We start from the raw sequence: 14,448 nt of genomic DNA, 5'->3' as shown, positions 1-14,448 counted from the left end.
ACGTATAACGCCAGTGCAGCCTATTGAACTCTGAGCTTCTGGCTGGGGTTGTCTTTAATGAGAAATGCCAGAACCCCCGCAATGGTGGCTAAGGCGATTGAACTTATCCAAATAAGGTCGTAAGTGGCGTCCCTATCAAAAAAGTAGCCCCCTAATGAAGCTGCTATTGCTGCACCAATGGAGTGTCCGGCTGATAGTAAACCCATGGTTAAGCCCATCACTTTAAGGCCAATATGACTTGCCACCAAGCTTGCAGTTACTGGTACTGTCGAGTAATCCACCACACCAAAAATAACTGCAAACAATAACAGTGTTTCGTAGCTAGTACCTACATTAAGCAGTATCCAAAAAGTAAAACCACGAATAATATAAATACAGCCAAGCAATAGAGGCCGGTTCATTTTATCAGTTAACCAGCCAATACTGATCATACCAACTAGGTTAACCGCAGACAGGAGGCCATAAGCAGCAGCACTGGGTATGGGTTCAAAACCACAGAAAGAGGCAAACGGCATCAAATGAGTTTCAATGACGCCAGTGGTTGTGTAACCACATATGAGATAACTCCAAAATAGCAGATGAAAAACTGGAGTAGAGAATAATTTTTTAAGAGAAAATTTTAAATCTGTAACATCATTTATTGTTGATGCTTTACTGACTTGCTTGTCAGGTTTATCACTGGGTACCCACCAAACAAGAGGAATCAGGCAAGCGATACCTACTGCAATTCCTGCAAAACCCCATCGCCAACTAAATGATGCGAAAATCAATGCGATCAGAGGCACAATTAAAAACTGGCCAGCTGAAGAACCAGACGTGGCGATACCCGATGCAAACCCAACGTTTTCAGGGTAGACTCTGGCCACTGCAGAAGCAACCATATGGGTTGCTACAATACCAAATCCAACGCCACCAATAATGCCAAAACCAATTAACAATACCCACGCACTTTGGGCCATACTGATAACAATGCAGGATATGAAGACCGCGATAAGCCCAAGTAATAAAGTAAACCGAAGGCCTTTACGATCCAAAATAAACCCTGAAATGGGTGATGCAACTGCCATGATTAATAAGGCAACAGCAGCAACATTAGAAACATATCCCCGGCTCCAATCCAGGTCGTTTTCCCAAATGGGCATAGCCAGGCCTAAAGCAGCGCGGGCTGAAAAGACCAAGGCCAAAGCTAGAAAACCCAGTGCTACAACAATAATGGCCCTATGCAACGACTTATTTTCACTCGTATCATTCATGTTGCTATATTCTTACTTGAAACAATGGAATAAAGGCAATAATTCTAGGCTTTAGACCCTCGGCTAACCGTCCTTAGTTAAACACGATCCTATAATACCCGTCAAAGAGTCTCAAAGTGGATTAACGCTCAGCCTATATCATGGTTCTATTGTTGTGGCCTGACGGTAGAAATTAACAATCCATTGAAACAGCAGCTTGGCATTAGGCTTGCCAACACTGTTGGCTATGCCTTGTGCGCGAATGGCAGGGCGATTATCAAAACTCTCTGCACCAAGCAGGCCCTTAACCATTTGGCTATTAAATTCTGGGTGGCCTTGAATGCTCAACATATGGTCGTTGTATTGTATGATGTGGTTTGGACAAAAAGCATTGCCGGCAAGCACTTTAGAACCTTCTGGCACTCTTACTACTTGACCTTGATGGAATACCATTACATCAATGGTTTCGGCCATAGGGCGCATGCAGTCTGCCTTAGCCACTAGTGTATTGCGAGAGATGCCTATTCCCCAGCCCTTTTTGCTGCGCTCTACCGAGCCCCCTAGAACTTGTGCCATAAGCTGATGGCCAAAACAAATGCCCACTGTAGGTTTTTTAGCAGCATGAAGTTGTTCAATAAAATGACTAAGTTGGTGAATCCACTCTATGTCGTCATAAACGCTTGAAGGGCTGCCATTAATTAACCAAACATCGCACTGATCCACCGAGTTGGGTAGCTCGCCCTTATAGGCGTTAAAGTTAGTTAAAACAACGCCACTATCTACCGCTAAAAATTCTTTTTGAAAAATAGCTGAGTAGTTTAAGCCACCCGTTTGTTTCAGTATGGGTGCAAACGTATGGCAGAGCAAAAGGCCAATATGTAGCGGTTGGCTCATGTTGGTTTATCCTAAAAAAAGGGCAGAAAAAGCCCGTAGTAGCTGAGGAGGCCCTACAGCGTTTTCAGTAACCCGTCATTACTATTCTAGGGCAGCAGTGAGGTTGCTTGAAAAACAGTACTCTATAAGGTTAAGTATTCCTAAAATAGTAGCACAATTATTAGAAACTCCTCAAAATAACGCGCTGCTGCACTATAGTTACCAGCTTCATCAAAAAGTTCGACTAATTTGCTTCATTAAAGTGGCGTGATTTCGCAAAAGATGTGGCCCTTAAACAGGGCCACCAAGTATCGCCAGAACATCTCAGAAATAACAGGCTGAGACAGGTGCATCACCAGAGATTGGCTGGTTAGCCTGGGGTTATCCCACGCAACCGTTCTGAGCGCCGGCGCAGCATTTCAAGCGTCATCAGTAACGCAACTGAAATACACACAAGGATCGTCGCCACTGCCAGAATAGTTGGGCTGATCTGTTCACGCAGGCCTATAAACATTTGCCACGGAAGTGTCTTCTGACTAGCAGAGCCAATAAACATTACAACGACAACTTCGTCAAAGGACGTAATAAATGCAAAGAGGCCGCCAGAAACAACCCCCGGAAAGATCAGTGGCATTTGGACGCGGAAAAAAGTTGTTATTGGGTTTGCACCCATATTGGCAGCTGCACGGGTCAGCGAAGTGTCAAAACCTACCAGTGTTGCCGTTACAGTAATAATAACAAACGGGATTCCCAAAACGGCATGTGCCAACACAACTTTGACGTAGCCAACAAAATTCTTATCCAGGCCTAAGGTGTTCTCCATGAAATTACCCATAGTAGAGTAAAAGAAAAACATGCCAGTCGCCGAGATAATCAGCGGCACTATCATAGGCGAGATTAAGATTGCCATAATTGCTCGCTTCGCTGGCACATGGCTTTGACTGAGCCCAATGGCTGCGAGCGTACCTAAAGAGACAGAAATAATCGTCGCAATGGGTGCAATGATCAATGAGTTCCAGAATGAACGTTGCCACTCATCGTTACTGAAAAAATCTTTATAGTGCTTGAGAGAATAGCCTGCAGGGTCAAACCGCAACATTTCAGGGGTAAACGTAAAGAAATTTTGCGCATTGAAAGACAAGGGCATGACAACGAGAATGGGTGTGATCAAGAATATAAAGATCAGGCCACAGATCACCCTAAAGCTATAGTGCCACAGGACCTGATTAGAAGTCAGGTAAGCGTGTAATTTGATGCGGTAACCACCCTCATAGATCCAATAGAAAAACCACCCAAAAAACCACCCAATAAGTGCACCACAAAAGCTACCAAATAGCCCTAATAACAAAAAACCTAAGGCAGCCAAAAAGACGGGTAAAAGTAAACGCACAACCTTTGGTCTGAGATATTCGGTTGCAGAAATTCCATAAGCGAGGATTACCGCTACTAACGAACCAAATATAATCCCAATCAGAGCAGAACCGAATGCGGGCCCTATAAATAAACCAATAAAGGCTCCCATCAGCCCCATTACTGGCAACACGAAAGATAACGGCCGGCGTGACACTTGAAATAATGTATTCATGACCTTAGCCCCCCAACTTTACGTTATCTATGCCAACAACTTTATCATAAGCCCAATAGAGAATTAACACTATTGCAAGTAAAATTGTTCCAAGTGCTGCAGCCAATCCCCAGTTCATTGATTGAAAGATATGGTAGGCGATTCGATTAGAAATAAAGACTCCTTTGTTACCACCAACGATCTCTGGCGTGATGTAATAGCCTATAGAGAGTATGAAAACTAAAATAGATCCAGCCCCAATGCCGGGCACCGATTGTGGAAAATAAACTCGCCAAAACGCAGTCCAATTGGTTGCTCCAAGAGATTTTGCCGCTTGCAGGTAGGTTGGCTGAATGGTCTGCATTACTGAATACATTGGCAAAATCATAAACGGCAGTAAAATATGCGTCATAGCAACGATCGTACCAAATTGATTATTGATCATTATCAAACGACCGGTCTCTTCGACCATTCCAAGTGCAACTAAAATGTCATTGATAACCCCTTGCTGCTGTAGCATAACCTTCCACGCCGACGTTCTTACCAGTAAAGAGGTCCAGAATGGCAAAAGGACGAGGATCATCAACAAGTTGGATTGACGCCTGGGTAGGTTTGCAAGCAACCACGCCACAGGATACCCCAACGTAATACAGGCTAGTGTTATCAACAGAGACATAATTAGCGTACGTTGGAACAGCTTAATTAAAATTTGCCTATTTTCAGGTTGAAATTCTGGGCCGTCCTGTGTCTTACGCATATCGACGGCATTAAGAAAATAACCAGCGGTATATCGGGAACTGTGGGTTTTAAGAGTTTGCCATATTTCGACCTCACCCCAGCCTTTGTGCGCTGCTATTAGTTTTTCTTTGAACGGCGCGTCAGTCTCAAGATCCCATTTCTTCGCCTGTCGTGCAGTTTTCTTGAAGAGTGAAGCACTCCCAGATTTTTCATAATTTAATCGCAGGCCAACCCTAGTGTGACTTTTGGTTATTGCTGCGCGTTGAATATCACCAGCAAAAGCTGCATAGATGGATTCATCTGGTAATTCGCCGGACTTGCCATCCCAAGTCGCTAGGGCGACCACAGTATCTGGCAATATTTCGGCTACAATGTGGTTTTCAACCGAGCGGAAGAGCATAGATCCTATCGGGAAAAGAAACGTAATTAGAACAAAGATAAGAAGTGGAGATATCAGGAGCAGTGCACGGATTTTTTGCCGTCTTAATGCGGTGGCCAAACTGCGCTTTAGGGGTTGTCCATCTACGGTCAGCATAGCGCCTTCTTCGTTAGTATAACTCATTTCGTTCCCATAGCCAGCTAAGCGTCTCAAAGAGACCAGCTTATTTTAAAAAAAAGGGCCAACCAAGGCCCTTTTGAATTTTCAATTATGTTGTTTAAAAAAAAGGGCCACTCAAGGCCCTTTAACAGTTTAAAGTGTCTTACTTCGCAAGCCAAGCTTGGAATTTAGACTCAACATCGTCCTTGTAATCTGCCCAGAAAGCATAGTTCATTAGGAACGTATTATTCGAGTTAGCAGGGTCAGTAGGCATATGTGGTGCCATGGCGATGCCTAATTCCGCATGCTTATCAACCAAAGGAGCTGATGACGCGCGGGTTGGACCATAACTAATCCACTTAGATTGGTCAGCAAGACGCTGCGTATCCGTAGCAAATTTCACATAGTCCAAAGCTCGTGCTTGACGCTCAGGGCTTAGACCAGTTGGAATAATCCAGCCGTCAAGGTCATAAATCTGACCGTCCCAAAGCATTGAAACAGGTTGCTTTTGCTCTTCGATCAAGGCAAACAAACGACCATTGAACGTTGAGCCCATAACGACTTCGCCATCGGCGAGCAATTGTGGCGTATCAGCACCTGCAGACCACCAGATCACGTCGTCTTTGATAGTATCCAATTTCGCAAGAGCTTGGTCTTGACCCTCTGCTGTTTCAAGCATTGGATAGATATCTGCTTTGGCAACGCCATCACACAAAAGAGCCCATTCCATGTTGGAAAGCGCGCCTTTCTTCAATGAGCGCTTGCCAGGATAAGTTTCTGTATCAAAGATCGCACAGATGCTTGTTGGAGGCGTGCTGCCAACCATGTCGTTGCGGTAACCCACAGTATACGAGTATACAATCTGAGGAATAAAGCACGGTGATACGATGAAAGAACCAAAGTCTTCTGATGCAGGAGTTCCGTCTGGCGCAGCAGCCAACATCGTATCATGATCAATTTCCATTGCAAGACCTTCGTCGCAAAGCTGCATCGCTGGACCAGCTTCAACGTCGACAACATCCCAAGTTAAATTACCTGCTTCTTTCATAGCACGCAATTTTGCTACAGCTGTACCGGCACTCTCATCATTGATGATAGTGACACCAGTCATCGCCGTATATGGCTCATGGTAAGCTTTAAGTTGTGATTTAGAATAAGCGCCGCCCCATGACACAATAGTCATTTCTTCGTGCGCACCTGCAGATGCTAATCCTGTGGATAGCGATAGTGCTACCGTCACAAGAACAGTTTTTGTAAATTTCATTACATTCTCCCAAGTAGCCCGTTTTTTTAAGGATAGGATCCGCGTTACGGGCAGAACAAAAGATCCATTTGTAAACTGTGTCCCCATGGGGGCGCCTTTAACTATTGAAGCCTCAAGCGTCTAGAGCTCGGCAATCTGAAGGCAACCAACCGATTTCAACGTGGGCGCCAGGTTCTAGCTGAACCTGATTTGGCGCGTTGCGGGTTTTTACGATAAAATTGTCATTACCAGCGACTCGCAAGCGAGTACGGAACATGTCGCCCATATAGATGAATTCGAGCACTTCCGCGGTAAGTGTATGCGCACCAGGCTCCATACGGTCTTTACTAAACTCTACCCGTTCAGGCCGGATCGACACCCGTGTCCGCTCGCCAGCTTTGGTGACATTGACAGGGTTGCAATTGATCATTTTTCCATCATCTAATTGCACCAACGCCATGCCGTTAGAAATTTCTTTTACCAAGCCGTCTAAGGTGTTGTTCTCACCAATGAACTGTGCCACAAAACTATTTTGGGGTGATTCATATAATTCCGCAGGTGGAGCCAATTGTTGAATTCGCCCATCATTAAATACCGCAACTCGGTCTGACATAGTCAGCGCCTCAGTCTGGTCATGGGTCACGTAAACCACCGTAATCCCAAGATTTTCGGCGATCCGCTTAATTTCAAACTGCATGTGTTCGCGCAACTGCTTGTCCAGTGCACCTAATGGCTCGTCCATCAACACAAGCTCGGCCTCAAATACTAGGGCACGTGCAAGTGCGACACGTTGTTGTTGACCACCAGACAACTGGGCTGGCCGGCGGCCTCCAAAATCACCCATTTGCACCATTTCTAGTGCCCGTTTTACTTTGGCCTCGCGCTCCGACTTACCAATCTTGCGCACCTCAAGTGGAAACGCAAGATTTTCAGCCACCGTCATGTGAGGGAACAACGCATAATTCTGAAACACCATGCCGATTCCGCGTTTATGCGGTGGGATATTATTGATCGAAGTTCCGTCCAGCATAATGTCGCCGTGGGTCGCAGTCTCAAAACCTGCCAGCATCATCAAGCAGGTCGTTTTCCCGGACCCTGAGGGGCCTAACATAGTTAAAAATTCGCCTCTTGGCATCGACAGGTTAAGGTCTTTCACTACCAGCGATAACCCATCATAACTTTTCTGTACGCGATCAAATGTCACGAAAGCATCGTTTTCACTCGTCTTGCTTTTCAAAAATCTAACACCTTATTTTTATTTCGCCGTTGAATTTAACCGCCACGATTGCCTACAAAACATGATGCTTTATTTCTAACCCAAAAGCAAACGACCAAAGGTAGTTGCATTAAGGTGTCAGAAACAACCCATGTAAGTAAAACACGCCTGTTAAATTGGCATATTTGTTTAATTAATTCTTCGTTAACATGCATAGCTTTTCAGCAGTATTTGTTAACAATTTTGGTTAGTTATTTATAACTTAAGAAGCGATTTATTATTGCTTTTGGAGTAGTCTATGCTTCCTTTTAGAACAGTTAAATATTAAGTTATTTACATTAACTTAACTAAACAGTTAACTTTCTCTCATGCGCATATATTTTTTTATAAACCTGTCGTTAGTGGGTAGTATGTAATTTGGTGTGTCTAAACCAAATTCTTTAGCTCACTTTAACTAGCCGATTTTCTTAATAGCTAGTGAGTTACACAGCACGGCATTGCTCGAGGTATCTCAACGCCACCAAACTATAAGTGAAATAGGTATCTTGATCGGACTAATTAAATTGCTTTAAAAGCCTTTTTAGACCTTTTTGCAGCGAAGCAAAGGTTAGTTAACCTTACTTCATCGTTGATAGTCACTTTAATAGGTTGCTAGGCTGTGAGTATCACCATCCACTGTGAGACTTTGCCCAGAAATTTTTGCGCCTAAATCACAGAAGCTAAATACAATCATATTGGCGATATCATCGGCGTCTACAAAGGTTGTCATGGAAGTATTCTTCACATTATCTTCACGTACCTTTTCTAAACTCTCACCGGTCGCTTGGGCAATGCTACTGATGACACGGTCCATGCGCTCCCCGTTTACTGAGCCGGGGCAAATGCAATTAACCCGGATGTTAAATGGGCCTAGCTCCATAGCCATGGTTTTGCTTAACCCCACAATAGCCCACTTAGCACTGGCATAGGGGCTGCGCAAAGGGTAGCCAAATAGTCCCGCGGTGGACGATAAATTCATAATTGCACCGCCATGTTGCTTAATTAGCGGTATAGCGTGCTTTGAGACATAAAAGGTAGCATGTAGATTAACATCGAAGGTCGCTTTCCATTGTTCAATGTCGAGGGTTTCAATAGGGCCTGCAGGTCCTGAAACACCGGCATTATTAACCAAAAAATCTAGTTTTCCTGAAAAGTTTTGTTGTAATTGCACAAACATTTCAGCAACCTCATCTGGCTTGGTAACGTTGGTTACGCTAGTTAATAAGAGAGGGTAGTCTTGCTTAAAGCTAGCCAGTGCTTGGTCATCAATATCACACACGTGCACTTGAGCACCTGCTTTCATCATTGCAATGGCAGTGGCTTTGCCGATACCTGTAGCACCAGCAGTAATCAACACCTTCTTATCTTTAATACCTTGCATACAAGTCTCTCCAATGTGGCTAATGGGTGTGATAGTGAACGAGTTTAAAACTGTGAGCTTGTATATATCCGAAGTATATCTGTCTGTTTTTGATAAGAAATGAGCAAGTATGTGCCGATACACTGCCCCATCACTTGTCCAATAACGAGCCTTTCTATGAATAAGCTAGCTTTCTACATTAATGGCCACTGGTGCAAACCGCTAACGAGTAAACAACTGTTGCCGGTCATCAACCCTGCTACAGAGGCAGTGTTTGCCGAGGTTTATCTTGCTAAAACTGACGATGTAGAGGCTGCAGTAAATGCTGCAGCCAATGCCTTTGACGCTTGGAGCCAGACCCCGTTGCCGCAGCGAATACTTAAGGTAGAGGCATTTTTGGCTGCCTACCAAAAGCACTATGGGGATATGGCTAGGGCCATTACTGAAGAAATGGGCGCTCCAGCGTCTATGTCTTTCGACATACAAACTGAAACTGGTGTAGGCCATACAGAAGCTCATTTACAAGCTGCTAAAACTGCTTTAATCGATGAGCCTATTGGCGAGCATGGTCAGTTGCTCAAAGAGCCAATTGGTGTTTGTGTGCTTATTACACCTTGGAACTGGCCCATTAACCAAATTGTCTGCAAAGTCATTCCAGCCTTGTTAGCAGGTTGCACTATGGTGCTTAAACCAAGTGAATTAACACCGATGTCGGCACAACTATTTACCCAGTGCGTCCATGAAGCTGGTATCCCTAATGGCGTGTTTAATATGATCCATGGCACTGGTGCTGACATAGGTAACTATATGACCAGTCACCCATTAGTCAACATGGTGTCGTTTACTGGATCTACCAGAGCGGGTGTCGAAATTGCGAAGTCTGCAGCCACAACAGTGAAGCGCATGAGCCAAGAACTGGGTGGTAAGTCTGCCAATATTATCTTTGCTGACGCCAACCTAAGTACTCAAGTAGAGCTAGGTGTGGAAGCGTGCATGCTTAACAGTGGTCAAAGTTGTGATGCGCCAACACGCATGTTGGTAGAGGCCAGCGTATATGGCCAAGTGGCAGAGCTTGCAGTAGACGCATTCGCATCCATCACTCTAGGTGATCCACAGCAACACGGTGATCATTTGGGCCCAGTAATATCCCAACCCCACTGGCATAAAGTGCAACACTTAATTCAAACTGGTGTAGATGAGGGTGCTACTTTGCTATCTGGTGGCGTAGGCAAACCCCAGGGTTTTGAGCAAGGTTATTACGTAAAACCCACGCTTTTTGGCGATGTGAATAACGCTATGGCTATCGCCCAAGAAGAAGTTTTTGGCCCCGTACTCGTATTGATTCCTTTTAAGGATGAGGCAGAAGCAATCAGAATTGCTAACGATAGTCCTTACGGTTTAGGAGCGTATGTGTCTACCCAAGACATGGGTAAAGCCCGACGTGTGGCCAGGCAATTGAGAGCTGGCACAGTACACATTAATATGGCTGATTTGGAATATTGCATGCCTTTTGGTGGTTATAAACAATCTGGCAATGGGCGTGAATATGCGAGTTTTGGATTACACGAATTTCAGGAAATAAAGGCTATTGCTGGCTACCGTTAAATAGTCACTCTTAAACATGTAGGTTAAAAAAATGAAAATAGGTTTTGTAGGTCTAGGTAATGTAGGTAGCAAGTTAGCGGGCAGCTTATTGCGTAATGGCTATGAGGTAATGGTTAGAGATTTGAATGCTGATTTTGTCGCTGATTTTGTTGCTCGTGGAGCCAGCTCTGCTACCTCGCCAAAACAGCTTGCCCAGCAAAGTGACATTATTATCACCTGTTTGCCTTCACCAGCGGCCTGTTCGGCGGTGATGGAAGGAAGTAGCGCTGAAGAAGGTGTTATCGCAGGTTTGTCTGAAGGTAAAATATGGCTGGAAATGTCTACCACAGACGAGAGCGAAATACGCCGTATTGGTGCACTGGTAAAAGCTGCAGGGGCAGAGCCGGTAGACTGCCCAGTATCGGGTGGTTGTCATCGGGCAGACACGGGTAATATTTCCATTTTTGCAGGCTGTACCCGGCCAGCATTTGAGCGCGCCTTGCCGGTACTTACTACCTTAGGCCGCCGAGTACTGCACACGGGTGGGTTAGGGACGGCATCAAAGTTAAAAGTAGTCACTAACTACTTAGCTACGGCGCATTTGGTCGCATTAAGTGAAGCGCTAACAGCCTGCAAGGTGATGGACTTAGACATGAACGTGAGCTATGAGGCTATCAAGGCTTCTTCTGGCACCTCTTTTGTACATGAAACAGAATCACAGGTGATTCTTAATGGTTCACGAGAAATTAACTTTACTGTGGACCTGGTGCTTAAAGATGTTGGCCTGTTTAACACGCTCACCGAAAGAGCAGGCATGAAGTTAGACTTGGCGCCGTTATTAGTTGATATTTTTAGCCAAGCACAAGATGAGTTTGGACCGCGAGAAAAGTCTCCCAACATTATTCGACGTTACGAAGAACCCATGGGCGTTAAAGTGGTAGGCCATGGTTTTCCAGCCGATATCATGGATGATGAACCAGAAGAAGCTGGCCATGAGCTAATGGTGTCAGGCCGACAAGACGACTAGCCCAGTCTAGCAGCACTGAACTCAAGGTTTACGCAAGGCACGGTTAGTTTTAGCTGTTGCCAAAGCCTGAGTGGGATCATCTGGCCAAGGGTGTCTTGGATAACGCCCCTTCATTTCTTTTTTAACTTCGGTATAACCGGTAGCCCAAAAATTAGCTAAGTCTTGAGTCACTTGTAACACCTGCCCACGAGGTGACAGTAGGTGCACTTGCAATGCAGTGCCGTAGCCCACGCTGGGTGGCTCCTGCATGCCAAACAACTCTTGTAATTTAACAGCCAAGACCGGTGGGTTCTGGCTGTAATCAATCGTGTGTGCATTTCCTGACGGCACGGTGAAACGAGCAGGCGCAAGCTGTTCTAGCTGATTGGGTAAAGGCCAAGGCAAAAGATTAGACAAAATTTGTTTTAAATTTAAGCGCTTAAGGTCTTGAACATGAGTGGCTGTGTCTAAAAATGGTCCAAGCCAATCTGATAAGGTTTCAGTTAACCTTTGAGGTGATACGTTAGGCCAAGGGTTAAGTGTTCCTTTGCTACTGGGGTAGCTTTGGTGCAATAACTGTACCTTAGCTTGTAAGTTAAGGGTGTCTTTATCCCAGTTCAATGGCGATAATTTTAACTGTGCTATATAGCGACAAGTTGCATCAATCCTAACCTGAGGGTCTATTTTAGTGATGCGCTGAGTATTAATTTGTAGTTGCCCTACTTGGGTATGCTGTTCGGCAATAAGACGGTCATATTGCTCATGCCAGAAGATGTTGGTTTGTTCTTGTGTGAGGTGCTTTAAAGGCCCTGAAAATAAATGATATGGTAACGCTACAGCCAAACAAAGGCGTTGAGCATTATCACCTGTTTTATGTTCAAAACCGATGGTACTGGCAACCGCTAGCCATGGTGAACCACCATTTGACTGCTGGCATGTCACCCGTTTGCCATTGGCTAGTTTGTATTGTTTTGTGTCTGATGTTTGCTGAGCAATGCGTTCTGGCCAAGCATGAGCAACCAAAATAGCGGCTACTTCGCTTTGGTTGTAGGTGTGAGCAATTGGTGGTGCGAAGTCCTGTGGCATTTGGCTAAATAATCGTGTGGCTTGCTTAGTGACTCGCTGTCGTATGCCCATAAGATTTGGTTGAATAGGCTTATTACTGTTTAGCCAATTAACACGAAGCATTAAGTCATAATCATTTCCTGAGCGTGTTGCTAAAGGGTCTTTTTCACTGAGCAGTGCCACCAATTGGCAGCCCAATAGCAGTGCGTTATAGCGTTGTGCAGTGATTAATAAGTGGCCTAGGCGCGGGGATAAAGGTAACTGGCTCATCCTTTGTCCGTGGGGCGTGATCACTAGGCCCTGGGCTGAAGACATTAGCCCCCCAAGCTCTGTCAGAAGCTGCTCAGCCTTTTGCCATGGGCCTTGTGGAGGTGGGTCCATCCACCTCATTTCATCGGGATCAGCACATCCGAAGGCATATAACTGTAAGCATAAATTAGTTAAATCAGTTTGTTTTATTTCTACGGACGCGTGAGGGGCTAAGCCTTGTTGCTCTGTGTCACTCCACAAGCGATAGCAGGTGCCTGCACTTAATCGACCAGCACGGCCGGCACGCTGTGTGGCTTGAGCACGGGACACCTTTACGGTCCTTAGACGGCTTAGGCCTGTGCGTGTGTCATAGGCCATTTGGCGCGATAGGCCCAGATCAATTACACACTCTATACCTTCGATTGTGAGACTGGTTTCGGCAATATTAGTAGCTAAAACAATCTTTCGTTTGCCCTTAGCTGCTGGGCTAATGGCCAGTTGCTGCTGTTCCATAGGGAGCTCCCCATAGAGAGCAAAGAGCTCGATTTGAGATGTACACAGGCTAGCCAGTTGGTCTTGAGCTCGATGTATTTCCCCACGGCCAGGTAAAAAAATTAGCAAACTGCCTTGGTGGTTGGCCAACGCCTGGGCTACCGTGTCATAGAGCGCGTTATAGATTTGACCTTGGCTTGGAGCAGGGCACACCTGGTGTGTGGTAACTGGGAATTGGCGTCCTTGGCTAACTACGATAGGTGCGTTATCAAGTAATTGGCTTACGCTTTTAGCGTCCATAGTGGCAGACATGATGATAAGCTTGAGAGGGTCTTCATTTCGCAGTAATTCACGGCCCTGAAGACACATGGCTAAACTTAAATCACCATCTAAGCTGCGTTCGTGAAACTCATCAAAGATAACAGCACCTATGCCCTCAAGGCTTGGGTCTTGTTGCAGCATGCGCAATAAAACCCCGTGGGTGATCACCTCAATACGGGTATGTGAACTTATCTTGGTGTCCAACCGCATACGATAACCTACGGTTTGACCGCAGGGTTGTTGCAGGCTTTTGGATAAAAAATGTGCGGTGGCAAGGGTGGCAATGCGGCGGGGTTCAATGAGCAGTATCTTTTGCCGGCCCAACCAAGGGGCTTGGAGTATTACCAAAGGTACGCGGGTGGTTTTGCCAGCGCCTGGCGGCGCAATAAGCACCACTTGATGGTGTTTTTCTAGTTTCTGGCACAGGGTGGGAAGCACCTCATCAATGGGTAGTGAGGTAGGTGCTAGGGCCATAGTTAAAAGGCTTTAAACGTGAGTGTGGTGAGAGACCTAGAAATGCCATCTATCGTTAACAGTCGATCATTAATGTACCTACCTACATCCTCTTCTGAAGGGATGTAAAGCTTCATTAGTAAGTCATAATCGCCACTGGTTGAATAAAGTTCAGAGGCAATTTCACGCTCATAAATTGCATCAGCTACCGCATAGGTCTTACCTGGGTTGCAACGAATTTGAACAAAGACACAGGTCATAATATTTCCTAAGTAAACCAAAGTGGAGTTCAGCACCATTGCCCATGTCTAAGCCCAGTGCTGCCGGCACATTAGCGCGTCTAACCGAATGGCTAGCAGCGACCTTTGGCCCGTTGCCACAAGTTGCTCTGCTAATGAGCTGATCTGGTTCCTTACTTTAAAGAAAGAAACCTGCTGGCGCAACTTATTCCCTAGCTTATTAAGTGTGTGTTTAG

The 14,448-nt window shown here is 45.4% G+C and carries 11 protein-coding genes; 2 read left to right on the top strand and 9 right to left on the bottom strand.

The features are described from left to right. Positions 1–20 precede the first annotated feature (20 nt). From ABXT60_RS09145 to ABXT60_RS09115, 7 genes are all read right to left on the bottom strand, one after another. The gene (locus tag ABXT60_RS09145) at positions 21–1,253 is read right to left on the bottom strand and encodes an MFS transporter (protein WP_443629839.1); all 1,233 of its coding nucleotides are present in this window, start codon (positions 1,251–1,253) and stop codon (positions 21–23) included. A gap of 138 nt (positions 1,254–1,391) precedes the next feature. Further along, positions 1,392–2,126, bottom strand: coding sequence for a type 1 glutamine amidotransferase (locus tag ABXT60_RS09140; RefSeq protein ID WP_443629838.1), 735 nt, complete (start codon positions 2,124–2,126; stop codon positions 1,392–1,394). Between the two features lie 349 nt (positions 2,127–2,475). After that, a complete protein-coding gene (locus tag ABXT60_RS09135) occupies positions 2,476–3,690 on the bottom strand; it encodes an ABC transporter permease (RefSeq protein WP_443629837.1) in 1,215 nt (404 codons plus the stop codon). A 4-nt stretch (positions 3,691–3,694) separates the two neighbouring features. Further along, a complete protein-coding gene (locus ABXT60_RS09130; protein WP_443629836.1) occupies positions 3,695–4,969 on the bottom strand; it encodes an ABC transporter permease in 1,275 nt (424 codons plus the stop codon). A gap of 139 nt (positions 4,970–5,108) precedes the next feature. Next, a complete protein-coding gene (locus ABXT60_RS09125; protein WP_443629835.1) occupies positions 5,109–6,209 on the bottom strand; it encodes an extracellular solute-binding protein in 1,101 nt (366 codons plus the stop codon). A gap of 112 nt (positions 6,210–6,321) precedes the next feature. Further along, entirely contained in the window at positions 6,322–7,392 is a 1,071-nt protein-coding gene (locus ABXT60_RS09120) for an ABC transporter ATP-binding protein (RefSeq protein ID WP_443629834.1), read from the bottom strand. Between the two features lie 652 nt (positions 7,393–8,044). After that, positions 8,045–8,824 carry an SDR family oxidoreductase gene (locus ABXT60_RS09115; protein WP_443629833.1) on the bottom strand — a complete coding sequence of 260 codons (780 nt, stop codon included), beginning with the start codon at positions 8,822–8,824 and terminating at the stop codon, positions 8,045–8,047. A 156-nt stretch (positions 8,825–8,980) separates the two neighbouring features. Here ABXT60_RS09115 and ABXT60_RS09110 point away from each other — a divergent pair, with 156 nt between their 5' ends. Together ABXT60_RS09110 and ABXT60_RS09105 are read left to right on the top strand one after the other, a co-directional pair. Next, entirely contained in the window at positions 8,981–10,408 is a 1,428-nt protein-coding gene (locus tag ABXT60_RS09110; RefSeq protein WP_443629832.1) for an aldehyde dehydrogenase family protein, read from the top strand. Positions 10,409–10,439: 31 nt separating this feature from the next. Further along, on the top strand, positions 10,440–11,414 hold the full coding sequence (locus tag ABXT60_RS09105) for an NAD(P)-dependent oxidoreductase (protein ID WP_443629831.1): 975 nt from the start codon (positions 10,440–10,442) through the stop codon (positions 11,412–11,414). A 21-nt stretch (positions 11,415–11,435) separates the two neighbouring features. On the opposite strand, the gene hrpB is transcribed toward ABXT60_RS09105, so the two are convergent. Continuing rightward, complete coding sequence (hrpB, locus tag ABXT60_RS09100) at positions 11,436–13,994, bottom strand: ATP-dependent helicase HrpB (RefSeq protein WP_443629830.1); 2,559 nt, start codon at positions 13,992–13,994, stop codon at positions 11,436–11,438. A gap of 2 nt (positions 13,995–13,996) precedes the next feature. Then, positions 13,997–14,233 (bottom strand): Lrp/AsnC ligand binding domain-containing protein, encoded by a 237-nt coding sequence (locus ABXT60_RS09095; RefSeq protein ID WP_443629829.1) that lies wholly within the window; start codon positions 14,231–14,233, stop codon positions 13,997–13,999. Positions 14,234–14,448: the final 215 nt, after the last annotated feature.

Origin of the sequence: Candidatus Njordibacter sp. Uisw_056, from assembly GCF_047730085.1 — a bacterium.
Lineage (GTDB): Bacteria > Pseudomonadota > Gammaproteobacteria > Pseudomonadales > Balneatricaceae > Njordibacter.
Note: the sequence above shows the minus strand (reverse complement) of the source record. Positions and strands in the feature narration are given on the sequence as shown.